This is a genomic window from Methanococcoides burtonii DSM 6242 (assembly GCF_000013725.1).
GTDB classification, from domain to species: domain Archaea; phylum Halobacteriota; class Methanosarcinia; order Methanosarcinales; family Methanosarcinaceae; genus Methanococcoides; species Methanococcoides burtonii.
The window spans coordinates 2423992-2449716 of the sequence record NC_007955.1 but is presented as its reverse complement, the minus strand read 5'-3'; the positions used below and the strand labels follow the sequence as shown (position 1 = coordinate 2449716).

General features: G+C 39.1%; 19 protein-coding genes, 3 tRNA genes and 2 pseudogenes. 4 read left to right on the top strand and 20 right to left on the bottom strand.

What is annotated here, in order from left to right; all coding sequences use genetic code 11:
- Positions 1 to 62: 62 nt before the first annotated feature.
- Positions 63 to 446 (top strand): hypothetical protein, encoded by a 384-nt coding sequence (locus MBUR_RS12005; RefSeq protein WP_157196737.1) that lies wholly within the window; start codon positions 63 to 65, stop codon positions 444 to 446.
- 2 nt (positions 447 to 448) lie between these two features.
- Positions 449 to 2170, top strand: coding sequence for a tetratricopeptide repeat protein (locus MBUR_RS12000; protein WP_011500307.1), 1722 nt, complete (start codon positions 449 to 451; stop codon positions 2168 to 2170).
- A 183-nt stretch (positions 2171 to 2353) separates the two neighbouring features.
- On the opposite strand, the gene MBUR_RS14490 is transcribed toward MBUR_RS12000, so the two are convergent.
- The 17 genes and pseudogenes from MBUR_RS14490 to MBUR_RS13185 form a co-directional block, all read right to left on the bottom strand.
- The gene (locus MBUR_RS14490; protein WP_048063419.1) at positions 2354 to 2545 is read right to left on the bottom strand and encodes a hypothetical protein; all 192 of its coding nucleotides are present in this window, start codon (positions 2543 to 2545) and stop codon (positions 2354 to 2356) included.
- 200 nt (positions 2546 to 2745) lie between these two features.
- Entirely contained in the window at positions 2746 to 3390 is a 645-nt protein-coding gene (locus MBUR_RS11990; protein WP_011500306.1) for a tyrosine-type recombinase/integrase, read from the bottom strand.
- A 912-nt stretch (positions 3391 to 4302) separates the two neighbouring features.
- Positions 4303 to 5295, bottom strand: a pseudogene (locus tag MBUR_RS11980) (IS5 family transposase).
- A gap of 776 nt (positions 5296 to 6071) precedes the next feature.
- Positions 6072 to 7550 carry a trimethylamine methyltransferase family protein gene (locus MBUR_RS11975; protein ID WP_198003753.1) on the bottom strand — a complete coding sequence of 493 codons (1479 nt, stop codon included), beginning with the start codon at positions 7548 to 7550 and terminating at the stop codon, positions 6072 to 6074.
- Between the two features lie 167 nt (positions 7551 to 7717).
- Entirely contained in the window at positions 7718 to 7876 is a 159-nt protein-coding gene (locus tag MBUR_RS13975; protein ID WP_157196736.1) for a hypothetical protein, read from the bottom strand.
- 12 nt (positions 7877 to 7888) lie between these two features.
- The gene (locus MBUR_RS11970) at positions 7889 to 8185 is read right to left on the bottom strand and encodes a hypothetical protein (RefSeq protein ID WP_011500303.1); all 297 of its coding nucleotides are present in this window, start codon (positions 8183 to 8185) and stop codon (positions 7889 to 7891) included.
- A 1-nt stretch (position 8186) separates the two neighbouring features.
- On the bottom strand, positions 8187 to 9230 hold the full coding sequence (locus MBUR_RS11965) for a membrane protein (RefSeq protein WP_011500302.1): 1044 nt from the start codon (positions 9228 to 9230) through the stop codon (positions 8187 to 8189).
- Positions 9231 to 9426: 196 nt separating this feature from the next.
- A complete protein-coding gene (locus MBUR_RS11960; RefSeq protein WP_011500301.1) occupies positions 9427 to 10077 on the bottom strand; it encodes a corrinoid protein in 651 nt (216 codons plus the stop codon).
- Positions 10078 to 10118: 41 nt separating this feature from the next.
- Positions 10119 to 11612 (bottom strand): annotated as a pseudogene (gene mttB / locus MBUR_RS11950) ([trimethylamine--corrinoid protein] Co-methyltransferase).
- 997 nt (positions 11613 to 12609) lie between these two features.
- Positions 12610 to 12697 (bottom strand) — tRNA-Leu (locus MBUR_RS11945).
- A gap of 234 nt (positions 12698 to 12931) precedes the next feature.
- Positions 12932 to 14287 carry an MATE family efflux transporter gene (locus tag MBUR_RS11940; protein ID WP_011500298.1) on the bottom strand — a complete coding sequence of 452 codons (1356 nt, stop codon included), beginning with the start codon at positions 14285 to 14287 and terminating at the stop codon, positions 12932 to 12934.
- Positions 14284 to 14715 carry a MarR family winged helix-turn-helix transcriptional regulator gene (locus MBUR_RS11935; RefSeq protein WP_011500297.1) on the bottom strand — a complete coding sequence of 144 codons (432 nt, stop codon included), beginning with the start codon at positions 14713 to 14715 and terminating at the stop codon, positions 14284 to 14286. The genes MBUR_RS11940 and MBUR_RS11935 overlap by 4 nt, the downstream gene beginning before the upstream one ends.
- A gap of 52 nt (positions 14716 to 14767) precedes the next feature.
- Positions 14768 to 16171: a cryptochrome/photolyase family protein gene (locus tag MBUR_RS11930; protein WP_011500296.1), complete on the bottom strand. Its 1404-nt coding sequence runs from the start codon at positions 16169 to 16171 to the stop codon at positions 14768 to 14770.
- Positions 16168 to 16755, bottom strand: coding sequence for an SOUL family heme-binding protein (locus MBUR_RS11925; RefSeq protein ID WP_198003752.1), 588 nt, complete (start codon positions 16753 to 16755; stop codon positions 16168 to 16170). The genes MBUR_RS11930 and MBUR_RS11925 overlap by 4 nt, the downstream gene beginning before the upstream one ends.
- A gap of 111 nt (positions 16756 to 16866) precedes the next feature.
- A tRNA-Gly gene (locus MBUR_RS11920) sits at positions 16867 to 16938 on the bottom strand.
- A 132-nt stretch (positions 16939 to 17070) separates the two neighbouring features.
- The gene (gene uvrB / locus MBUR_RS11915; RefSeq protein WP_011500294.1) at positions 17071 to 19053 is read right to left on the bottom strand and encodes an excinuclease ABC subunit UvrB; all 1983 of its coding nucleotides are present in this window, start codon (positions 19051 to 19053) and stop codon (positions 17071 to 17073) included.
- Between the two features lie 186 nt (positions 19054 to 19239).
- On the bottom strand, positions 19240 to 20136 hold the full coding sequence (locus MBUR_RS13185) for a hypothetical protein (protein ID WP_011500293.1): 897 nt from the start codon (positions 20134 to 20136) through the stop codon (positions 19240 to 19242).
- 506 nt (positions 20137 to 20642) lie between these two features.
- On the opposite strand from MBUR_RS13185, the gene MBUR_RS11905 reads away from it, so the two are divergent.
- Positions 20643 to 21890: a proteasome-activating nucleotidase gene (locus tag MBUR_RS11905; protein WP_011500292.1), complete on the top strand. Its 1248-nt coding sequence runs from the start codon at positions 20643 to 20645 to the stop codon at positions 21888 to 21890.
- 85 nt (positions 21891 to 21975) lie between these two features.
- Positions 21976 to 22053, top strand: a tRNA-Glu gene (locus tag MBUR_RS11900).
- A gap of 736 nt (positions 22054 to 22789) precedes the next feature.
- Here the strand turns inward: MBUR_RS11900 and MBUR_RS13180 are convergent.
- The 3 genes from MBUR_RS13180 to MBUR_RS14655 form a co-directional block, all read right to left on the bottom strand.
- Positions 22790 to 23029 (bottom strand): ATP-binding protein, encoded by a 240-nt coding sequence (locus MBUR_RS13180; RefSeq protein ID WP_052286246.1) that lies wholly within the window; start codon positions 23027 to 23029, stop codon positions 22790 to 22792.
- Between the two features lie 24 nt (positions 23030 to 23053).
- Complete coding sequence (locus tag MBUR_RS13175; RefSeq protein ID WP_052286245.1) at positions 23054 to 24388, bottom strand: PAS domain-containing sensor histidine kinase; 1335 nt, start codon at positions 24386 to 24388, stop codon at positions 23054 to 23056.
- Between the two features lie 124 nt (positions 24389 to 24512).
- On the bottom strand, positions 24513 to 25541 hold the full coding sequence (locus tag MBUR_RS14655) for a site-specific integrase (protein WP_011500291.1): 1029 nt from the start codon (positions 25539 to 25541) through the stop codon (positions 24513 to 24515).
- Positions 25542 to 25725 lie beyond the last annotated feature (184 nt).

The window sequence follows — 25725 nt, the reverse complement described above, 5'->3', positions numbered from 1 at the left end:
GAAAACCATTTTTAAACATCGAATTTATTCGGGAAGTATTTTTTTAATTATTTGGTGGATGTTTGAAAATGAAAATATATGTTACTAACAATTACATTGATTTTGAAGCTCCTATTCACATGACCGAAGATCAACGCGAAAAATTCATTGATTTTATGCAAATCAATTATTCTGATATTGGAGTTCGAGAAGTAGAAGAAGTTTCTAAAAGGATGGGGTCTGTAAGCCGACAAATGATTGAATGGACAGCAGATGATTATTTTGCTCTATTGAAAGCCGATAGTAATGAAGAATTAAGCAGGGAAACAGGACGAACGAACATGAGCATCATCATGAAAAGAGGAAGTTTCATACCTGAATTTTATTCGTGGATTAATTTGAAAGGTTATTCTGCACCAATCACTAAAAAGATGGTCAATGAATACTTAATGGAAAGGGGGATTTGAAAATGACATTACTTATTGGTGACAAAGGAAATGTCGATTTTGATAACCCCATTCTTATGAATAAAGAACAACAACAGAACTTTTTGGATTTTATGAGTGAAATGTTTCACCCTATCACGATTGAAGAGAACGTGGCATTTAGAATTAATAGATTAGGAGATCAGATTTTTCAAAGAAAGTGGGACGATAAAGAAGAATATGCTGTGTTATTGGACGTAACCATGGATACAAACGAAGTTTGTACCAAACTTGGTAGGACATGGATGAGTGTTAACATTAAAAGAGGACAGGCTTTACCAGATTTGATGAGATGGGCAGAGTCAAAAGGTACTGATCTTACAAAAGGCGATATTAGGAATATTGTTGAGAAATACTTGAAAGAGAAAAAAGAAATCTCGCGATTAAATAGAAAGATAGCACGGGATAAAAGAAAAAGGACAGAAAAAGAATTAGATGTCATCAGAAGAGAGATTGAAAGATGCAAAACAATGATTAATAGTCTTGAGCGTCGAAAAAACACTAATCTAGAATTTGATTCTGATGCTGCGACTATCTTCTTAAACATAGAGAAAATAGTAAACCTTGAACTTGATTATTATACAAAAGCACTTGAACATAATCCCGATAATGATTCATATTGGAGTAACAAGGGTGATGCACTCTGTAACCTTGAAAAGTACGATGAAGCGATAGGGTGCTATGATAAAGCAATTGAGATAAGCACCGATTTTGATATGTATTGGAATAACAAGGGCAATGCACTTTGTAACCTTGAAAGGTACGATGAAGCGATAGAGTGCTATGATAAAGCAATTGAGATAGATCCAGATTTTAGTTCATATTGCAATAACAAGGGCGATGCACTTTGTAACCTTGAAAAGTACGATGAAGCGATAGAGTGCTATGATAAAGCAATTGAGATAGATCCAGATTTTAGTTCATATTGCAATAACAAGGGCGATGCACTTTGTAATCTTGAAAGGTACAATGAAGCGATAGAGTGCTATGATAAAGCAATTGAGATGAGTACCGATTTTGATATGTATTGGAATAACAAGGGCAATGCACATTTTAATCTTGAAAAGTACAATAAAGCGATAGAATGCTATGATAAAGCAATTGAGATAGATCCAGATTTTAGTTCATATTGCAATAACAAGGGCGATGCACTTTGTAACCTTGAAAAGTACGATGAAGCGATAGAGTGCTATGATAAAGCAATTGAGATAGATCCAGATTTTAGTTCATATTGGGGTAACAAAGGCGATGCACTTTGTAACCTTGAAAGGCACGATGAAGCGATAGAGTGCTACGATAAAGCACTTGAGATAAGCACCGATTTTGGTATGTATTGTAATAACAAGGGCAATGCACTTTGTAATCTTGAAAGGTACAATGAAGCGATAGAGTGCTATGATAAAACACTTGAGATATATCCAGATTTTAGTTCATGTTGGAATAACAAGGGCAATGCGCTTTATTATCTTGAAAGATACAATGAAGCGATAGAATGTTATGACAAAGCACTTGAGATGGATCCAAATGATGATGATGCTTGGTATGCTTCAGCTTCGATATTCTCTAAAAATGGCAATAAAGAAGAGGCGCTTTATAGGTTGGCTAAATCAATCGAATTAGATGATTCCGATAAAAATAGTGCTATGAATGATCAAGATTTCGAACTCTTATGGGATGATTCAAGATTTAAGGAATTAATTGAATGATTAATTGTTTGATTTAGGTAGTCCTACCTATTAATCTAATCAAAAATCAAAAAACGGCAGTGTCCTTCCATGTATAAGATATATCAATGATTTTCCTTCTCAGAAAATCAGAATCATTCCCTTTTCCAGCATAAACAGGATTGACAAACTCAACCGTTTTACTCTTTCCAACAAGATAATGACTTAACTCTCTTGCCTTCCCCAAAAGAACAGAACTCCAAGAGCTGTTCTTTTCCTATAATCAACTTTTCTATTCATCACTGAATTAAACTCTTCAGTAACCTTCCTTGCTCCAGTAGGTCTAAGCCTTAGAGAAAAGCTTTCAGTCCTGACAAAATCCTTGTTATCCATAGCTCCCTTTTCAATCAGGTTCATAACAGTGAGATCTACAATGAACCTGAACGGCTCTTGAAGATCATAACCTCATCAAAAACTAAAAAGCATATCAAGCAAACTATCGTTGAATTCATAAATAAAATCATTGAAAAAAGCAGTAATACAAATGTTGAATTAGACCTTTGCAGAAAATTAGAAGAAAATGATCTTTGTTTTGATGTTGTTGTTTTATGTTATTCTCAACTCATTCCCAAAATATCCGGAACACATGCAGAGATTAATTGCCTCTCAATATCTGGTGTTACCCTTGCATAGAAGGCTGCTGTAGTCCTTGTACTAGCATGTTTCAACCTGTATGCTATGATTTCCATGGGAACACCTTTGGAGAGCAAGTATGTGGCTAAACCATGCCTGAAAAGGTGAGGATGGATAGATCTGATGCCTGCAATTTGTGCATAATCATCCAGCATATAATTTACACTCTGACGGATCATTGCTTTTTTTGAACCATTGATACTCTGGAAAAGCAACCCAGATATATTCCAGGTCCTGATATAGTTTGATAATCGTAGTGTTGTATCACTATCAAGACTGATAGTATGCCACTTTTTCCTTTTTGATACAAAGAATTTGATTGTCTTTTCTTCAAAGTCAATATCAGATTCATGGATGGAGAGAACATCGGAGACCCTGCCACCAGTAGCCCACATTGTTATCATCAATATCTTATTCCGATCCCTTACATATGCATTACGAATTGAAGATCTCTGCAAAGTTCCCAGCTTCCGATCTGCAGCATCCAAGAGCTTATGAAACTCAGCTATTGTCAAGTGATCCACTTGATCTCTCAAGACAATATCAAGGTTGACTATTGATGGTAACATTAACACTTATATTAATTGTAAAAGATAAGTAGATTTCTGTTAAACTTAAGTCCCCATAACACCTCTGATAGGGGGTTCTGGATGCACTTAACTTTAACATTATTAGAAAGAAGGTTAAAGTTAATTTTTCAAAGAAATGAAGTCATATAATCAACACAATCGATATTTTAAAAAAGTGAACTACCACCCATTTAAATGGGTGGTAGTCCAATTAGAGATTGTAAAATGAGTGAGGTCCGTAGAAGGAGAAGATTGCCATCTCAGGACCAGTTATTATTTTTGATCAATCTTGGCAAGATATTCTATATTGTTTTGTAATACTTGCTGATCTAGAGTAAGATTTTCTACAGAATCAATCAGTTGATTAATAGTATTTTTTACAAAGTATAGCTCCGAATGGGTGGGAACGGAGATTAGATCTACCACTTTTCGAGATGAGCATTTCTGGTTTGGATTATTGCAGCGAGGAAATTCAACTTGGCTTAAAAATTCAAACCCACATTTTAAACATTTTACTTGCCGTTTCCGAACTCGGTTCTTGTCGTTGATTTTTGGCATATAATCCTCATGGCGATAGATGGTAATAGACGGTTTTATTGATGGTAATAGATGGTATTAAATGGTATATAAAATCAACGCAAAAAAAACAGATTGGTAGATTATAATACATATTCTATGTATTTGATTAGAAGTACCTACGCGAATGGCAAAATTTAGGAATTAGTATCGAAGATTAAAGTGTTTTTTCAAAAAATTTCGGACTGGAATTAGCCTAAAGAGAATTGCGATTAACTGCTGATTTTTTTCAAAGCAAATTTTTCCAGCTAAAATTTTGAGCTTTTCTCTCTATTTCCAGCAGTTTGCTAGTATCTATTTATATACTTTCCAACTTTTTTGAATAGCTACCGCTATTCATCCTAATGATTTTCTTCTTATTGTCCTCAATTGATAGAGATTATAGCTGAATGCTGTAATCGCCATTTTGACATTTACTCTTGCCAACGTTGTTACTCTTACAAATCCTGACGTAAACACATTTTTGATAACAGCATAAGGTCTTTCTCCCTTTGCTCTTTTCCTGCTTATTCTTTTGTTTCTCATCTTATCCCTAATACCAATAGGATGACCTCGCACGCCCCTTTGCATAGTTGCATCATATCCTTTTGAAATTGCACCAAAGTAACCTCTATCTCTGTAAACAACTTCGCCTTCTTCAGAAAGATCCACCTGACTATCATGAACTGAGGCAGTAGTTGTCCTATATCTCCTTATCAGATCATATTCGGTATCTTCAATGGTATGTAGTTTATATCCAAAATGTGACTTAGATGCCTTTTTTGTCCATGTACCGTCCTTACATCTTCTGGTCTTTGCTTCATTTCCACGAGGAGTATCAAGATTTGCATGTCCTGGATCAGCATGTATAAATGTTGCATCCTGAATCATACCTTGTTTGATCCTCAAACCTTTCTTATCAAGTTGTCTTTGCATTTCATTCCAGATTTCATCTTCTTTTCCTGATTGAGCAATTCGTTCTCTAAATGCCCAAACAGTAGTATGATCTGGAATTTTTGCAGGAAATTGTTGCAGATTGATAATCTGCAACTCCTGTTAAATCTCTGATTTAACATGACCCAAGAATTTCCTAAAGGAAATTCTGTCAGTAGCTTGTCTTTCAAGTTCAGGGTCAGATAGTCCATGCCATTGTTGCAATACTAACATTTTGAGCATGACGATTTCATCAACGTTTGGTCTGCCACCGAACTCTGTTTTATTGATATACATCTCTGCTATAATTGGACGAAATGGTTTCCAATCGATGAGAGATTCAATTTCAGAGAGCTTGTCACCGAGATTTTCAAGACGTTTGTACTCTTCTTTAAAAGCAAAGTTTGTTAAGGACATAATACAAAATTATTGTAATATATTATAAATATTGCGTCTGTTTCCGAGGTTTATCGGAATTCTCTAAAGACAATGTCCTTGAACATATGGTCGAGTATATTGGAGGCACGTTTGAATATCATTTATCAAAATCTCCAAATTTTTATCATTTATGTCTTTCCAATGATAGTGATGCCTTAGAAAAAAAATGTAGATTTTTCAAAGATTATGGAGGATTTACAGATGAACAAACATCAAATTCAACTCCATATCCAGTAGCGACGCCCGGGGCTCATTTTACGGAACAACCTGATCTAATAGACATTGCAATAAGGGCATGTATTCTTTTTGATTGCTTTGAAGGCTATTACGATGAGCATGATGCGAAGATTTCACCATATAGACATCGTTTGACCTACCTGTACAATAGGTTTGAACAAACATCTGGTGACAGATATTAAAAAATAATATTTTATTATAAAGGACAATAAGAATAGAATAATGGGGCTTTTAACCCCGTGATTTGGAGCCGTCGGGAGGACTAATTAATGTAGCCTAAATCACCACTATTTTACCTGCTTTGTAAGGAACATTTGATATTACACTTAACAATTAGTACATATATTATATAAAAGATTTTTTGTCAAGTGAAACAAATTGACAAGCCTTATATTGACAGATGTAGATATTCCAGAATAAGTTATATTCTAAAATTTGAGATCCAGTGGCTATTTTTTCACGATAGTAGTATTTATTAGAACATTAACAGTATGAGTCTGATAATATCCTCTATAATTTCAGATGTTGTTTATATTTTTTAGTAATTCATTCTGGAAATTATCGATGTCTTTGATTACATCATTGTTCACAGGGCTTTGTTCAATTTCAAGTATATTTTCAACATTTATTGCAGCAACATCCACAATATCTTTTTCTTCATTATTCAACCACTGGGTATATGAGTCTTTTTGGCTGATCTTAGGCTTAAAATGTTCTGAGTTTAACCAAAATGTTGTATGGTTGGTTTTCATGTAATTGCCACCAGGACCAATATACTTGATTAAATCCCCCGCAAGAGTTTCTTCTGTAATGTTAATTCCATCATTAACCCTATTAACCATTCCAATAACTTCATTGTCTATAACTAACTGTTCAAGAGAAACTAGAGATTCACTTGTAACACATCCTGCTCCAGACAAATAGCTAACTCCACTTAATGAACCTAAAATCCATTGAATCGCTTTTTCGTATCCAACTTGTTGGTCAGAGATGTGTGAATCAGATTTGGGACAATATGAATTTGTGGGGATATCATAGTATTCACCCATTTGAGCAATACAAGCACTAATTAACCCCATCTCAACAGCTCCACCCGAGTAAATACCCGTATGCATGTCTAAAATTGTGTTGCTATGCCCATACATAACTGGAGCACCTTTTTTCATTGAATTCGCCATCACTAACCCTGCTAAAAATTCTGCATTACTTTGTACCAGAGTTCCAGCAATCGTTACAGGACCTGTCATTCCAGATAAAATTGCAGGCATTATTACAAGTGGTAAACCTTCTTCCACCGTCCTGAACAAAATCCGACTTTGATCTTCCGTGTAGGTTAAAGGAGATATTGAGCTGATTAAAAACATTAAAAATGGTTTTTTACGTAATTCAAAAGTGCTTCCAGCCACAATTTTAGATAATTTAATAACATTATCCATGTCTTTTAATGTGGAGCTAATATTTGAACCACCAGTTAGATAGAATTCAACAGTCTTGTTTGTGTTCTTAAAGGTCTCACCTAAAATAATAGGACTCGCTATTTCAGAAGGAACGTCATGAACTCCTGTTAAAAAAGGTATAACGGAATGAATATTGTCTAAATTTTCTGCAACTAAAGTTCCTTCTGCAACATCATTTAAGATGCCATCTCTAGCTATTTTTTTATTCCGATCAATTATTCCATAACCAGAAGCTGTTGATGTATAAGTTCTTCCAGATTCGATTTTAATATCATATTTTGATGCCCTCCCATATAATTTTATTGAACGTGGGGCATACCGTAGACAGTCATCAATAACATATTTTGGAAATTTAACAATTGAATTTTTCCGATTTACAATACATCCAAAATCACTTAGTTTATCTAAAGCATATTCTGATTCGATTTTAACCCCACACTCCCCCAAAATATCAACGGATGTGTCGTGAATTTCTTTACAATCTTCTTTTGTGAGAAAACATAGTCTGCCACTCATATAGCCTTTTATTCCTTTTTGCATAATATCAACAACATTCCACATATTAATAAAAGTTAATCCACAACCCTTGTATTTTTAGAGCTGACTAGCCAATTTTATAATACCAATCCATACATGCTTAAATAAATAAAAAACGAAATAAAGGCGAATGAGTTGGAGAGAAAATTCGCCTTTATTAAATTAATTTTTTAAAATTGTGACACGAATGTCCTTGCTTGCCACAATCCGATCAAAGCAAGAATAATGATCGCGAGCATCCAAGTATATTCTGCTGCTGGTACTGGAGCAAGGGTCATGTCAAAGCTTTCACCATAGTAGCCCACCATGTAGTCGTTTATTACTCCCATATTCAAACCTCCTTAGATGTACTCCAGACATGCATCAGCTGCACGAACCTTTCCGAAGTCTGTTATCACATACTTATGCAAGAGGAAACCTTTCTTGTATATGCCTTCCTCATCTACTTTTGATTGTACTGATCTAAGCATACCACCTGAAGCCAACTCAATGATATCGAAGTTTATCGAATCCCTACCAAAGTTGTTGTTCATGTTGTATTCTTTCTGCATCTGTACAACGATCTCATTGTTCCAGTGTTCTTTCTCATCAGAGAATAGCTCAAGCAACCTAAATTTTATTGGACGTTGTCCAGCCATATTAGTCACCTCTCACAGATTCTGATTCTGTTTCTTCAAACATCATTACAAAGCTACCGAGTATACAAAGTGCACCACCGACAATTACGGTCCATGATGGAACCTGTGCAACGAACAGGTAAAGGAAGATCACGGAACAAAGACCGTAGAGGTTACCAATACCCTGCCCCCTTGCTACACCAACTAGTGGGAATGACTTGTACCAGGCAACGTAGCAGAAACCAAAAGCGATACCTGCAAATGAAAGCACAAGTATTGACAGTGGATTCAGTGCTGCAATTGCATACTCGAAGATTGGATACCCAGCAAGTGCAACTACAGGTACGATAATGATCCACCAGATAATGTTCTCACCAAGGAACCTGAGTGTGAGACCTACATCAGGCTCGGCGATGTCAAGCCCTTTACCCGCAATTGCACCTTCAATACCCCATCCTAGTGCAGCCATCAGACCACCTATGTATCCAAGATATCTGGCATCACCAGCTTGAAGCTCAGCGATTGCTCCACCGACGAAGATAACAAAACCACCACCAATAATGACAAGGATACCTAACCAAGTCCTCTTGGAAATCTGTTCACCATACCATTGCCTTGCAAGGATGGAACCAACCACAGGATAGCCCAACGCAGCAACTGCTGCAAATCCTGCTCCAATGAAACCCATTGCGATAAATGAACCAAGTATAGCGACAGGTCCACCGAAGATGGATGCCATGAAGAACCATTTACTGCACGGGCGGAACTCCCTTAATGTTCTTTTCATTTCACCAAACTTACCAAGCACAGCGTTCCACACGAATAGTGCAAGAAGAACGGTCGCCGCATTGAATGCAGATATCAAAATAGCAACTATAACTGTTGCCATTGAAGCACCATTTGTTGCCTCGATTGCTACCCACATTGAATCAAATGGTGGTACTGCCCAGATAATTGTACCTGGAATATACCACATACCCCACAAGATTGCACAGAAAAGAGCCCACAGATAACCTTTGTTCATTTTCCTTTTATTTTCTAATTTTTTTAGAGCAATTATGTCCAAAGAGAATCATCTCCTTTATTATTAGAAATACAATAATTTCAAAATGATAAACGCCACCGCATGGCGAATTCTTTGATCTATTTTCGAATTGGGAAATCAGTTTCTCAAAAGACAAATAAAGGAAGTTGTAAAGGCGGTGGTGTCATCAAGTTGATAGAAGAAAAAATGCATCATTAATAGATGCATATTTTCTTATTTACTCAGCAGATGCATTACATTTAACAACAGCATCTGTTGCGTTTTCTGCGTAGATGTCTGAGCCGATCTTGTCTGCCCAGTCCTGTGTGACAGGTGCGCCACCGACCATGGTCATGACAGAGTCACGAATTCCAGCTTCCTTAAGCTGTTCTTCGATGTTCATCTGAAGGATCATTGTTGTGGTCATGAGTGCGGAAGAACCAACAATCATTGGCTTGTGTTCCTTCACTGCATCTACGTATGTTCCGATTGCAACGTCCCTGCCGAGGTCAACTACCTTGAATCCAGCGATCTTGAGCATTGTTGCGACAATGTCCTTACCAATGGAGTGAATGTCACCCTCGATGGTACCGATAACGATTGTTCCCTTTGATTTTACAGATCCACCCTGTGCTTCAAGAACAGGGGTGAGTATTGCAACACCAGCGCTCATTGCTTCAGATGCTGCAATGACGTGAGGAAGGAAAAGGGTACCCTGTTCGAACTGGTCGCCCACTTCGTTCATACCTGCAGTAAGACCGTCCTGAATAAGGGAAACCATATCAACCTTTGCTTCGATTGCTTCTTCACAAATCTCTTCAACAAGCTCGTCATCGAAATCCATGACTGCAGCTTTTGCTTTTGCATTAATTTCATCCTGTGTAACCATTAGTAAAACTCCTTTATTTTATGTAATAATTATAGTCCAATTTACATGCTGGATCTGAAGTCAGCATCTGCCCTGTCCACTACAGCCTTCATATCTCTCACAAGATCGGAATCGATTGGAGTAACCTCATGATTCTTCAATATTTCAGTAACTTTCTCGTGTGCAACGGTTGCAATATCTTTGGAACCTGCTGCTGCCCAATCACCGAACATATCTCTGTCAAAAATATCAGGAGAAGATACAAGATTGATATTATCCCTGGTTTCTTTGTGTGCAAGGAAATTGTTACCGATTCCTACCTTCTGGATGGATGCTAGACCAAGAGTTTCATCGTTTACTGGAATTCCTTTCATGACTTTCTTTCCCATCGAGATGATATCGTTGTCTATCATAAGTTGTTCCATTGAGAATGTCATTCCAAGTTCAAGCATACCTGCACCGTACAGCGTATTTGCACCAGCCAGTGCAGGAAGGAGGTTGGTCAAGGTTTTTTCATGACCTGCTTGGCCATCAGGAACTTTAGCATCAGTCTAAGTGGAAGCTACATATGTTGGCAGATCATAATACTGACCCAATTTTGCTACTGCAGCACTGATGAGACCTAGCTCAGGTGAGCCTACAGGTGCTGTACCATGTTTCAGGTCGAATGCTGTGGTCGAGCTACCGTACCAGACTTTTGCACCAGGTGATGCCAACTGTGCTAGAACAATACCTGAAAGAACTTCTGCATTATGAGTAACAAGAGTTCCTGCAAGATGTACTGGACATGATGCACCCGACATTGCCATACTTATAACATTTATCGGGATTCCAAAGTTGACACTTTTAAGAATTAATTGGCAGGCATTAGTTCCGATCTTGAGGGGGCTTGTTGGGCACAAGAGTTCAGAGAATATTGGCCTGCTTCGTGCTTGTTCTTCATCCCCGCCATAATATGCTTTTAAGATGTCCCAGTAATATTCAACATTCTCGCCGACTGGATCAATATGGAAGAAATGCTTAGATGTGTTCATAAGTGGTGTGAATGTTTCATGTACATCCTGAGCACCTTTTCCCGCCCAATCTCTCGCAGAAACAGCAAGTGAATAAGAATCAATATTATCTGCCCAGTCACAAACCCGTGCAGTATTTGCAAGATCCTCTTCAGTAGAATCAACAGTCTTGAATACACCAGGCGCTTCATATTTACACATTTTAACACCAGTACCAAAACATGTGTAGTGAACTTTTCCGCCAGCTTGCTGTGTAAATGTGTGTTGTTTTTCACGTCCATAAAGTGTTATTTTTGAAGGTGCAGTCATTATTGCCCTTCTGACAACATGTTCTGGTATTTTAACAACCATGGTTTTTTCGTTAACATCACACCCTGCCTCTTTAAAAAGTGCTCTTGATTCTGCATCACTTACCTGTATACCAGGATTCTGGAATACATCCATGGTTGCAGAATCTATTGCCCTCAGATCTGCATCAGAAAAGAAATCTATAGAAACCCCATCATACCTGTTTCTACCTGCACACAAATTTTCGTTTGTCATATTTAGTCTCCTTTTAGATATATCCATTCAATTTTTAGACATATCCATTCAATTTGAGAAAAATCTAAGATTTAGACAAATCCTCAATTTTTGAATGGAATTTGTGAACAAATCATTCACATATAATACAATTCTCTTCTATTATTTAAACATTTGCTGCAAATTTATAATATATAAATGTTTGTAGTGATGTTTATATACAATAATGTTTTCGATTTGAAATTTGCCAAAATAAGGTACAAACCGTGACATATTGATGACTTGTCACGGCTACTGTTTAAAATAATAATGCGCCCATATTTAGTTTTGTCACTCAAATCAAAACTGAAAAAACAGATATTGCAGATTCAATGAAAGTGCTTAATCATTGGCAATATGAAACTATATGGAAATTTGATAATAATCTTAACAGATCCAATTCAATACGAGAAGCTTTTTTTTGGACATGTGTGTGTTTCAAATAACCCTTTTAAGTTAAATTATTAGAATCTTCAGAATTAGTAAGATATTAAGTACATGTACCAATGGACGCAGACCTCAATAACTGCATGACATCAGCAGATCTGACTTGAATCTACAGAATACATAATTAAAACCGTGGAAGGGTTTTCATCTAGCAAAGTAAATCCACAAATTGATTGAAAGATGCAAGTTTGCATATTTTCCTGCAGTGCTGGTTTAATGAATATATGTTTGAGAAGAATAAACAACATATATAGATTTGATTTCTTGTTTGTGCACGAAATCAGTTGACCATTAGGAAACGGAAATTGAATTTAGAGAGGAGAATAAGATTTCTACATACTTAATTTATTGTATAAAGAGTCAGCTTTGAACTCCGAATTACATGTCAAAAAAAATAGCAAGAGAGTTTTATATACATCTGGCAAGCCGTCAGGGGAAAATTGAACTCATCACAATAGCTTTAATTCTAATATTCATATTGAATGTAACATACATCTTCAAATGCGATTTTGATACAAACATATAAAAAAGATGGTGCGAGAGGTGTGATTCGAACACACGAATTCCTACGAAAATGGGTCCTAAGCCCATCGCCTTTGACCTGGCTGGGCAACCCTCGCACTGAGAGATATGATTAACTATATTTCTACATATTAATGTTGCGCCTTCTATTTTGCGAGTATATCGGAAATATTATGAAGCCCTTTGAATAAGGTCCTAAGCCCTGCGCCTTTGGCCAGGCTGGGCAACCCCCGCAAAAAGGAACAATCTCTAAACTCATTTTTCATATTTAATCTTATGCAATGATGCGACAAGGCATATCTCTGCATGACCTTATCGCAGCATTATAAACTTCATTCATTGACCTCTGTAGGAGGGTGTTTGAGAATTTTTATCTCTTTCAGGAACATGACTCCCACAACTATGAGCATCAGATATATCCCCACAGGAGCGGCCATCCAGACACCTGTAAGACCGTAGTATCTCGGCAGTATGAACAACAAGGGAAGGATGAAGATGAAGATCTTGCCGAAATGGATGAATAATGAAGGTTTTATCTTGTTCACTGACTGGTAATAGACAGCCACGGAAATGATGACACCTTCAACGATGATACCGAATATGAATATCCTCATGCCTTCAACCGCTGTTGCCAGCAACTCGGGATCATTGCGATTGAAAAGCTGGATGATCGTTTCCGGGAAAGTGTATAGCAGAATGAATCCTGAAAGCCCTACTAAAAAACACGATAGAATAGCCATTTTGGTAGCAACGTACACCCTGTCGTAAAGTTTTGCGCCGTGGTTGAATCCGATTATCGGCTGCACACCGGCTGAGATACCCTCGAATATCATGAAGAAGATAGCGAACGAATACTCGATGACACCATAAGAGGAGACCGCAATTTCAGAACCGTATCTCAGGAGCATATAATTATAGCTCAGCACAAGAACTCCAAGGGATGCCTGCATGACAAATGCCGGAAAACCGGTCTTCAATATGCCTGCAATTATTTTGATATCAGGGCTTATGTCAGAAAGGTAAAGCCTCAACTGTGCATACCTGCTGAAGAAATAGGACACGAATGCGATCATTGATACTGCAAAAGCGATAATAGTAGCAATGGCCGCACCCTGCATACCCATGCCCCAGCACATGACGAAAAGATAATCAAGCACAACGTTCGTCATAGCACCCACAACCATCATCTTCATGGCAAAGTTAGGGCGGCCGTCATTACGTACAAGAGGATCAAGCCCTATTCCTGCAATGAGACAGATCGAACCTATGAACATTATACGGAGATAGTCGTTCGCCATAACGAAAACAGTACCTGTAGCACCCACCATCCTGAGCAACGGTTCAGTGAAGAATAGCCCCAGGATAGCAAAGAATGTACCTAGCACAAACATCAGAGGCAGCATATCAGAAGCGATACGATGAGCACGCTTGCGATTACCCTTCCCAAGCTCGATGGCCACGAGTGAAGCACCACCAGTGCCTATAAGCATGGCTGTTGCGATCATACCAATAAGCAAAGGATATACAAGTGTCACAGATGCGAGACCAAGAGTACCAACGCCATTACCGATGAAATAGCCATCAATTGTGATCTGTACACCACCGATAATGAATCCCACGACCGCAGGAAGTGCGAATTTTCTGAATAATTTACCTATACTTTCAACTGCTAATTCGTCTTCGCTCATTTCCCATCATCCTCTTCAAGATTGGAAGTTATCTTTTCCCACAGGCCTGAAAAGACCTCAAACTCATTGTCATCAAGTATCTCCCCGACCTTCCCAAAGAACATATCTTCTGCAGACCTACCCATTTCGACCACTTCATTTCCTTCTGCAGAGAGAGTTAAATTACAGACACGTTTATCACTGATCGAGCGTTCGACCCCAAGCAGACCCATATCAACAAGTTTCTTCACCATAACACTCGCAGAAGGTTTTTTCACATCCATTGCAGATGCAAGCTCCGATATTGTAGGATTGACAAGAGATCTGACCACCACAAGATAAGAGAAGGAACTATAGCTCACATCAGCATACATCTCAAGCTTTTCATTTTTTGTCAGGATCTTCTGGTAGTACTTATCGACCTTTTCAAATGAAAGTTGCGCGGGCATAATGATTAGTTTGGCTAACTAATATATAAGCCCCACGGAAAATCATCTAGCTTCAGACATCCATGATCTGACTTGCTGCCTTGAACATGAACAATGCAACCTCCCTTTCTTTACTGTGGTCAACTATTGGAGCAGGATATCCGGGAATATCCATATCGCCCTTTTCCAGTTTGTGAATACGTTGTGGCTCGATGTCTTCCAATTCTGGTATCCATTTTTTGATATATTTACAGTCTTTATCGAACTTCTTTTGCTGCAGCCAGGGATTGAATATCCGAAAATATGGTTGTGAATCAGCACCAGTGGAAGCAGCCCACTGCCAGTTACCATTATTCACACATGGATCATAGTCCACAAGTTTGCTTGCGAAATAACGCTCACCCCTCTTCCAGTCGATATGCAGGTCCTTCACAAGGAAGGAGGCTACGATCATCCTCACTCGATTGTGCATATATCCCGTTGTGTTCAGTTCCCTCATGCCTGCATCCACAATGGGAAAACCTGTTTTACCCAAACACCATGCATCGAAGAAGATCCGATCATTGTCCCAACTAAGATGATCGAACTTTTTTTTGAAAGCATGCTTGAAGACATCAGGAAATTCGAAGGATATTTGGGTGAAGAAATCACGCCAGTACAATTCATTGATAAGTGTGTGACCCCTGCCAAGTTCATCAATGACCGAATAATAGAATTCCCTTATGGATATGGTGCCCAGCTTGTTGTGTGCAGACAGACCCGTAGTTCCCTTGACGGAAGGCAGATCCCTCTCTGTATCATAGTTCACGAACTGGGAAAGGGATTGCAATACAGACAACCCATTTGCCCTCCCGCCATGCACGAATATTTGTTCATTCCTTTCAGGTAATGACCTTTTCAGAAAACTACCCTCATCGACCTCATCAACTCCGCAGTCCCCAGTAAAGAAACTGCCTCCACTGAACATTGAAGGAACAGCAACATCCCTTTTCGAAGCCTCTCGGAAGAACTGGGTGAAGACCTTATACGGAGTTCCTTTTTTCGTGCGTATGGACCCAGGTTCATGAAGCAGGCAGTCATGGAATTGAAGCATGTCCACACCTTTATCAGTACATATACTGGCTATTTGCATGTCCCTTTTGATACTGAAAGGAGTATAATCATGGTTCACAAAAACAGCATCAATCTCCAGGTTCTCCAGAAGCTGACCAATTACCCCCTCGGGAAGACCTGAAAAGAGATACAGTCTGCCATTCACTTTTTCGAGCTGTCCTTTGAGATCATAAAGCGACTCCAGCAGGAACTGCAAGGCATTGCTGTTGAAAGCCTTCCCCTTAGGATCGCACAGACGGGGATCTAGTATGAAACAGGGAATGACCACATCGGACATGTCAAGAGCTGCCAAAAGAGCAGAATTGTCATCCACCCGCATATCCCTCCTGAAAACAAAGAGGGATCTATTCAACCGGGATGTCATTGTACCTCAACCGCAATTTCATTCCGCATTATCATAGGAGGGAACCAGGGCGGATTGTACCGCATAAGGAAAAATTCCCCTTTTGTACTCAGCCCGTGCTCTGAAAGATTCTTTTCAAGTATGAGCCTCCGAGATTCAATTTTATTCTCGGTAACATATCCGGAAAATCTTATTCCCGCAAGCTTTCTGGGAGAAACATCATGAATTGATATGGCTTCGTCCAGAGAATAAGGAGCATTGTCTACATCATATCCTTCCGGCAGGACGAAAGACATATGCAGGACATGTTCCTCCTGCCGGGATATCACAGGAGCTGTCATCGCTATCTTTACACCATTTTTATTCTTGCCGAAGATATAACCCGACAGTGCCCTAAACCCGGAGTTCGAATCCTTTTTTGCATCCGCAGATATGAATGTACTTCTGCCATACTGCCTTATCTCAACACCATCACCAAGCTCTTCAATTACCGTATAGTTAAGCTGTTCATTACTCATTGAAACCTTGACCCCCACCAAGAACCATATTGCAACAAGAACTAAGATCAGTACCGATATCACAAATAACGCCCCCATTTGCTTCATAAATAAATATGCTAATGGGAACTTAATAAATATTTTGCATGAAAAACACACCTTTGATTTTAGAACCAAAGACATCACTATTAGAAAGTTAGATATGAGAAAAGAATAAGATGCGCCAACCGGGATTTGAACCCGGGTTTAGGGCTTGGAAGGCCCCAGTCATAGCCACTAGACCATCAGCGCACTTGCACCCCTTAACTAGTATTTTTAACATATAACCCTTTCGGATAAAGCCACTATCAGAAAGAAAGTATTACAGTCTACACAATACATAATAAAGCATCAACTTTTATATCGCATTGGAAGAGAACGCCCTTAAAGAGAATACGTGCTACGGAGTTCCTTTATGTTGTCACGCAACGCCGCTGCCCTTTCAAATTCCAGATTTTTGGCAGCCAGGTGCATCTCCGCTTCAAGTTCGATGACCATATCAGCGATCTCGATATCAGAAAGGTCTTCTGCAACCCCAAGAACTTCAGATACGACCTCACCATATTCTGTTTCAACAAGTTCTCTTTGGAGAGCTTTGTGGATGGTCTGCGGAACTATGCCATGTTTCTCATTATATGCAAGCTGGATCTGTCGCCTTCTGTTAGTTTCTCTCAAAGCAGCCTCAATGGAACCGGTAACTTTGCCAGCATAAAGGATCACATATCCATCCGCATTCCTTGAAGCTCGCCCCATTGTCTGTATAAGCGACCTTTCCGAACGCAGGAAACCTTCTTTATCAGCATCAAGGATAGCTACAAAGGCCACTTCAGGTATATCCAGACCCTCTCTTAACAAATTGATACCCACCAGAACATCGAACACACCCTTTCGCAGATCACGGATTATCTCTGCCCGCTCAAGAGTGTCAATATCAGAATGCATATACCGCACCCTAATACCCATTTCCAGCAGATACTCGGTCAGATCCTCAGCCATTCTTTTAGTAAGCGTTGTGACAAGGGTGCGATATCCTTTCTCAGTGACCTTATTAACTTCACCGATAAGATCATCGATCTGATTCTCCACCGGGCGAATGAACACCACAGGGTCAACAAGACCTGTCGGCCTGATTATCTGCTCCACGACAGCACTGCTGATCCCGAGTTCATAATCCGCAGGTGTAGCTGACACATAGATGGCCTGGTTTATCTTATGATGGAACTCGTTGTAGGTCAACGGCCTATTATCGTAAGCAGAAGGAAGACGGAATCCATAATTGATGAGTGCCTCTTTTCTGGCACGATCCCCATTATGCATTCCCCGGATCTGAGGAATGGTCACATGGGACTCATCGATAACAAGCAAAAAATCATCAGGGAAGAATTCAAGCAGAGATGAAGGAGGATCACCCGGCTTGCGTCCGTCAAAGTGACGGGAATAATTTTCAATACCACTGCAATATCCAAGCTCACGAATCATTTCCAGATCGAACTTTGCCCGTTGCGTAAGTCTCTGCGACTCAAGAATACGGTTCTCTGATACCAGTTTTGCAACCTGCCCTTCAAGTTCCTTTTCAATAGAACCAAGTGCCTTGACCATTTCTTCCTGCGGCATCACAAAATGTTTTGCAGGATAAATGACAATACTATTATCTTCCTTAACCTCATCAATAGTCTTTCCTGTCACTGGGTCGAAGGAAGATATCCTATCGATCTCATCCCCAAATAGTTCTATCCGCACACCATGATTATCCTGCGCAGGAAAAACCTCAATGGTATCACCCTTGGACCGGAAAGATCCTTTGGCAGATTCGATATCATTGCGCTCATAGTGGATATTGATGAGTGCGGCAAAAAGATCACTTCTACCGACCTCATCACCCGTACGGAGAATTACAGACATTCTTCTCCACTCATCAGGAGAACCGATGTTGTAGATACTTGAAACACTGGAGACCACAATAACATCCTTGCGTTCAATGAGGGATTTTGTAGCCGACAGACGCAAACGATCGATCTCTTCGTTCACAGAAGAATCTTTTTCGATGTACGTATCTGTGGTAGGAAGATAAGCTTCCGGCTGATAGTAATCATAATAGCTTACAAAATATTCAACTGCATTATTAGGAAAAAATTCACGGAACTCAGAGAAAAGCTGTGCAGCAAGTGTTTTATTATGTGCGATCACAAGAGTGGGCTTCTGCACGTTCTGTATAACATTCGCGACCGTGAAGGTCTTTCCAGAACCTGTAACACCCAACAGGACCTGATGTTTCAGACCTTTATTCAGACCTTCGGATAGCTTCCTGATAGCTTCCGGTTGGTCACCTTTAGGTTCATAGTCAGACACAAGCTCAAAACCACTCATTACTCTGTGAATATGTATGTGAATAGCTATAAACGTATGCGTGTGTCACTGTAGCAGGTTTCACAAAAACACAGGATGTGACCACATTGCCACAAGTAAACAACGATGGATAATCAGGTGAAAACAGTAGAAGGACCAGAATAACAAGAGCAGAACAGTGAACATTAAAATATTAGATTGCAGAGATCATGTCCTCTGTATCTGCCAAACAGGATAACCTTGCTGAACAGGCTGACTTACAACTTCTTCCATATCACCAATGTAGAGATATTCGCGCTGAGTGCGGTTTCCACGGCGTTCAAGAAGGTTCTTTCGATACATACGGGAAAGGTATGTTGACACAGTGCTTAATTTGATCTCACCATAGATGCTTTCATAATGTTGCTGTATCTTTTTTGAAGTTGACCACTCACGAGAATGTTCGTATTTCAAAAACAGCTCGAGCCTTTCACTGATAGTCAAAGAAGTGTCCAGTATCCTGTCGCGAAGTGATGTGCTCGACACACCCTCGTTGTTAACTTGTGGAACTTGTTTTTCTGTGACAGTTGGCTGAACAACAGATGGCACATTCATGTTGGGAGGCGACATTGCCGGCTGCTGCTGTTGTTGTGGTGGAATATAATTAACAGGCTGATTCACAACCGGATTTACAGACGGATTCACATTTTGCTGGTTCACAGGAACATAGTACTGCGGATAAGGAACCTGTGTTGTTGGCATCTGCATGCCAGGATACATAGGTGGTACGGGTGAACTTGCCGGCATAGCATTTACTGGATTATATTGATTTTGTGCACCCTGTGGCGGTTGTAACACTACAGGTTGCGAATTTTGCTGTGAAAAAAGTTGTTGGGCATTCTGCCCAGAATGCAGATAGGCTGATGAAGATCCGGTCGAACGAGTTTGTGTTTCATCTAAAGTATCAATGAACTTGATCACTCGTTCTTTTACATTCTCACCAGCAAATTCAATGCTGGTAGATTCTTTTCCTTCGTCATCGAGTATTTCGATCCGAATTTTCATCTTATGCGCCCCTGCTAGCATATCCATCCATCCCCTCAGATCGGTGGATTCACAAACCATTCATCCCCTCAGATTATGGTATAGTTTTTGTGTGAATGCAGCTAAATACAATTGCACTATGCTGCTTTTGTGCAATTGAGACATACTGCAATACAATAATTGTGTGTGATAATATATAAGTGTTACCTTGAATGAATGTCATCATATGTTTTACAGCAATTTAAAAGGTTTTAAAGACTTATATTAAGTAAATAACAGTTTATTACACATTAAATTATAAATAAGTAGTACCCCGAACATAATATATGGAAGGATAATTGCATGCATCAAAATAAACCATATTAAAAACAATTTAAAGTGTAGGAACCAAGTATAAACAGTCCTAACAAGACGAAATACATAATAATGATTATAATTTAGATGAATTAACATTTAAAACTTTGAAACAACAGATTAATACAAATAAAATAGAAAAATGCCCGCAATATAATGGAGACCCCCATAAATCAAGTGCTATTTTCTAACACGCAGTTGTTTTATATTACATGGTGTTGTAAGAAGGCAACATGTCCGACGTAAGTGCAGGATCAACAACAGAAAAGAAGTTCTCTGATATGGATTCCAATGGCGAGGAACACAATACTGATGAAATACAGGAAGTGGACATCCAGAAAGTGATCAGTGAGAACGACCTTCTGAAGGTCCAGAACGAAACAATGAAAGCAAAACTTCTTGAAACCAGCATGATGGTGAACAAGTACCTGTCAGAGATGGACCAGCTTAAGGACCAGCTTGATCACTTGACGACACCACCACTGTTCATTGCCAGTGTCATGGAAGTAGAGGATGACATGGCACTCCTGCGCCAGCATGGTAATAATCAGGAAGTTATGACGAGGATACCACCTGAAATGGAAGGAACCATCGGACCAGGCATGCGCGTAAGCATCAATGCTGCATTCGCCATAATCGCGATTATCAGTAGAGCAGCCGATGTTCGGGCACAGATGATGGAACTTATCGATTCACCCGGAATAGATTATGATATGATAGGTGGCCTTGATGATGTGCTCAAAGAGGTCATTGAATCAGTTGAACTACCACTTACAGAGCCGGAACTGTTTGAGAACATAGGCATTGAACCACCAAGTGGCGTTCTTATGTATGGCAGTCCCGGAACAGGAAAGACACTTATTGCAAAAGCAGTTGCCTCAAGAGCACATGCAACATTCATTCGCATGTCAGGCTCAGATCTTGTACAGAAGTTCATTGGAGAAGGTGCAAGGCTCGTTAAAGATGTATTCCAGCTTGCCAGAGAAAAGTCCCCATCTATCCTGTTCATTGATGAGATCGATGCAGTTGGTGGAATGAGAACACACGATGGAACGACCGGTTCTGCAGAAGTTAACCGTACGATGCTTCAACTTTTGGCTGAGATGGATGGTTTTGACCCCAGTGGAAATGTGAAGATAATAGCTGCGACCAACAGGATAGACCTGCTTGACCCAGCACTTTTGCGCCCAGGAAGGTTTGACCGTATAATCGAGATACCCATACCTGATGAAAAGGCAAGAGAAGAAATTTTGAAGATCCATACACGGAAGATGAATCTTGAAAAGGATATCGACCTTGCCAAGATCGCAAATATGACCGATGGCCTTAGTGGTGCAGACCTTAATGTAATAGTTAAAGAGGCAGGCATGTTCGTCCTCAGAAGAAGAGGAGACATGATCAAAATGCAAGATTTCCTCGAGGCGTTCGAAAAAGTGGTTTCCGAAGAAGAGGTCAACACACCGGCCGGAATGTTCGCATAATGCGAACTTCCAATTACTTTTTTTGACGAAAGTTATAAATAGAATTGATTGCTTTTAGGGGATGTTAAAAGCAGCAAAACCGTGTGCTCCGATAGTGTAGCACGGCCAATCATACAGGACTCTCACTCCTGCGACTGGGGTTCGAATCCCCATCGGAGCACCATACTTTTGTTTATAATCCCACTATTTTTGATTAAAGTTACATGAAGTTATGAGCCATATTCCATAATTAATTATTGCTTCATGAAATCATTTTGCCCTATAGATCAACATCCAGTCTTTGCCCATTGTAAATAATAATGAGATTCATTCTAAAATATGGCAATCAGGGTTTCATTCATATTTCTGAACTGTAAATATTTATAATTTAGTCAGTCATTTTGTGTCCCAAATCCTAGATTATCTCGATCTCATAAACCCCCCTCTAATCCAATTACAAGCCTTCTATGAGAATATCTGTACCTCACTCATACATTAGGGAAGATGACTAGATCCCTTAAAACGCTTTAAAATCAAAATTTATTAAAAAGTAAGATGGCAGTTATATTTCCATCAGCAATGAGTTTCAAGCACTGTAAAAGATTTCTACAAATCTCAAAATAACTGGAAATTAAAGTTATCAAAAACAGAGGGGATGAAGGCGGATGGACATCCCCACTCCCAATTAGTTATTCAATAGAACCACCACCACCACAGCGTTCGTGTTTTCAGACCGTACCACCGGAGTCGTGAAACACAACATAGCCCATAATATATAATAATAGATTAATAACATATTAACTTATCGAATATCCTTCTGATGTTATAATACTTATTATTATGAAATATGTGTAATATTCGGTGTTGTCTACTTCACCGGAAGCCTGGAAGAAGCAAGACAGTTGGTACCGGAAAGTATTTCATTGCACTTTGTCTGTGGGAATTGTAAATGTGAACTTACTTCCTTTTCCAACTTCACTTTCAACCCAGATCTCCCCACCATACATTTCGACCAATTTCTTAACGATTGAGAGGCCAAGGCCAGTGCCACCATATATTTTGGAAGTTGAAGAATTTACCTGTTTGAAGGTCTCAAATATTGCATCGTGCATGTTTTTGGGAATGCCAATACCATTATCTGATACAGAGATCTCCAGCATATCATCACAGTTAACAACATTAATCTATATGCAACCATTTTCAGGCGTAAACTTCAAAGAATTACTTAATAGATTATATAAGATCTGTTTCATCCTTAATCTGTCAGCATACACTTCGATATTTTCAGAATGAAACTGATTACAAATTTCAATGTTCTTTTTATCTGCCAGATATTTTATTGTATCTTCTACATCACGAATGAAGGAAGGTAAACTAAACTTCTCACATACAAGTTCGGATTTCCCGCTTTCGATCTTCGAGACATCAAGAATATCATTGATAATATTCAGTAAGTGTTTCCCGCTGGTCATAATATTGTATGCATATTTTGTTTCCTTTTCATTCAGATTACCGGAAGGATTGGTATTTAGCAACTGTGAAAAGCCGATGATGGAATTAAGAGGTGTGCGTAGCTCATGACTCATATTTGTGAAGAATTCAGTCTTGGCGTGGTTGGCAGCTTCTGCCACAAGTTTTGCATGGAACATTGCATCCTCTACTTGCTTGCGTTCGGCGATGTCTACAAGTATCCCCCTAATGCCTATTGTTCTGTCATTATGAACAATTCTGCTTGGATATATGCTGACAGGAAATGTACTGCCATCTTTTCTCAGAGCTGTGTATTCGTTAGACCTTCGATCATCACCACGCACGACATTCTCTAGATTCAGTTTAGCCCTATCCAGATCATCGGGAATCAGTGTCTGATAGACAGTTAAACCTTTTACAAAGTCTGCCTGTGTGTAACCGAACATTTCAAATGCCTGACGGTTTACGAATGTGAGATTTCCTTGTAGATCTGTTTCAAAAACTGTTTGGGGTAAGGAATCCGCCAACTCTTTGTACTTGATTTCACTTTCTTTTAGTACCTTTTCAGATAGCTTCTGTTCTGTAATATCTTCAGCAGTGAGCAAAACCATTGGTTCATTGTTTTGTTGTATCAGAATCGTTGAAATTAAAAAATGAAGTGTTACAGACTGACCATTGGTCATTATTTCCAATTCGCCTTCCTTTTTGTAAATGTTTTCACCGGTCTCAAAAGTGTACATTACAGAGTTCCGCACAGTACATTCAGAGCATTCTCTGTTTTTCCCACAACCTTCACCTGTTAATGAATTCATACATCCAAACAGTTCGCCACCAAGAAGACCAATGCTATCTTTTTTTTCTTTTCCTAATGCAATAGAAGTAGCTCGATTGATGTTTTCAACTCTGCCGTCCTTATTGATAAGGATCAGAATAAGAGGAAGGTCCTCAAAAATATAATTTAATATCCCGGGATTTACAAATGATTCTGTTGAGTGTTCATGCAATTTTTCGGCAGATGAATTACTCAGAATTTTTTTACTTCTAACCATATCTGACTCACTACATATTTCATACAAACAGTTTAATATTTTTAATGTGGAGTGTCATCAATTTGTTGTACACTGTGATACTATTTAATGTTTTTTGCCACGATATTGATAAAAACGGTTCTCTTTAACATCGTGTGGGTAAACTCAGTTTCCCTGCCATCAAGAATATCATTGTATTCCTGTACACTTCAGTCTTCGATCCATACGATCTCTTAAAAGCAGTCTTGATCTTGTTGTTCATCTCTTGGTCAAGGACAAGTGAGCATTGACCACAGAAACGGTCAGACTCTTGCAATACATTGTTACAGCGTGGGCAACGAATGAGAGTTACATGGCGTTTGTCTTCAGTTTTAAGACCATATTTTTCATAAACAGAATCGTTCATTTCTTGGTCAGTGAAATTGGCATATATTTTCATCATTTGGTTGCTGTCCTTTGCCCAACCTGCCCTGTGATTAATAATTTGTTCACTAAGACCATCCAATATCCAACCCGTGATTGCATAATGGCGGAATACGTGTGCATGAATGTTCTTCTTGACACCAGCTCGCTCAGCAATTCTTTTTAAAGTGACCCCTATGGACTTATAGCTCAACGGTTCCTTCTTGTATGTATGCGTCACCCATAGGGGAGCTTCAGGGTCTTCTCTGAGTGGATGAACAGCCATCCATTGTTGCAAATAACCAGACGACCATGTCAGTGGTAGACCTTTAGCTGGAGTTGTTTTTTTGCTCCTGCTGGTAGTGCTGATGTATATCATTGAACCGTATTGATTCGATTCGACATTTTTGATCCTACAGGATGCAAGTGCTCCAACACGTAGACCTGCGTCACAAAGAATAGCTAAAAATGCTCGGTCTCTGGCATTTGTACAGGCTTCTAACATCGATGTGACCTCTTCCTTTGTTGGAAGGTCTGAAGGTTGTACAGGTGTTTCAATGGATTTTAATTTGAGACTATGCACCCATCTTGGCACATCATCTTCATCCATAATCGTTTTGAAGAACTTCTTAACACATTTTTTATAGTTGCGAATTTCTCCTTTGGATATATCGCAATTGTCCTCCAAATGAAACAACAGATCATCGAATGTATTTTGGTTGAGCTTATCAAGGTCATCAATATAACCAATATTTTTCAACCTTTGAATCATTCTTTTTAGTAAATTTATGTAGTTAGTTATCGTGCTTTTAGCAAGTTCATCTCTTCTGCAAGCACGGACAAAATTTATTACCAGCTTTTTATTATTATCGCTGGTAGTAAGCTTTCAAGCCTAATCAATGCGTTTTCATAGCCACTATTATATGAGTGGACATCATCTACATTACGGACTAATT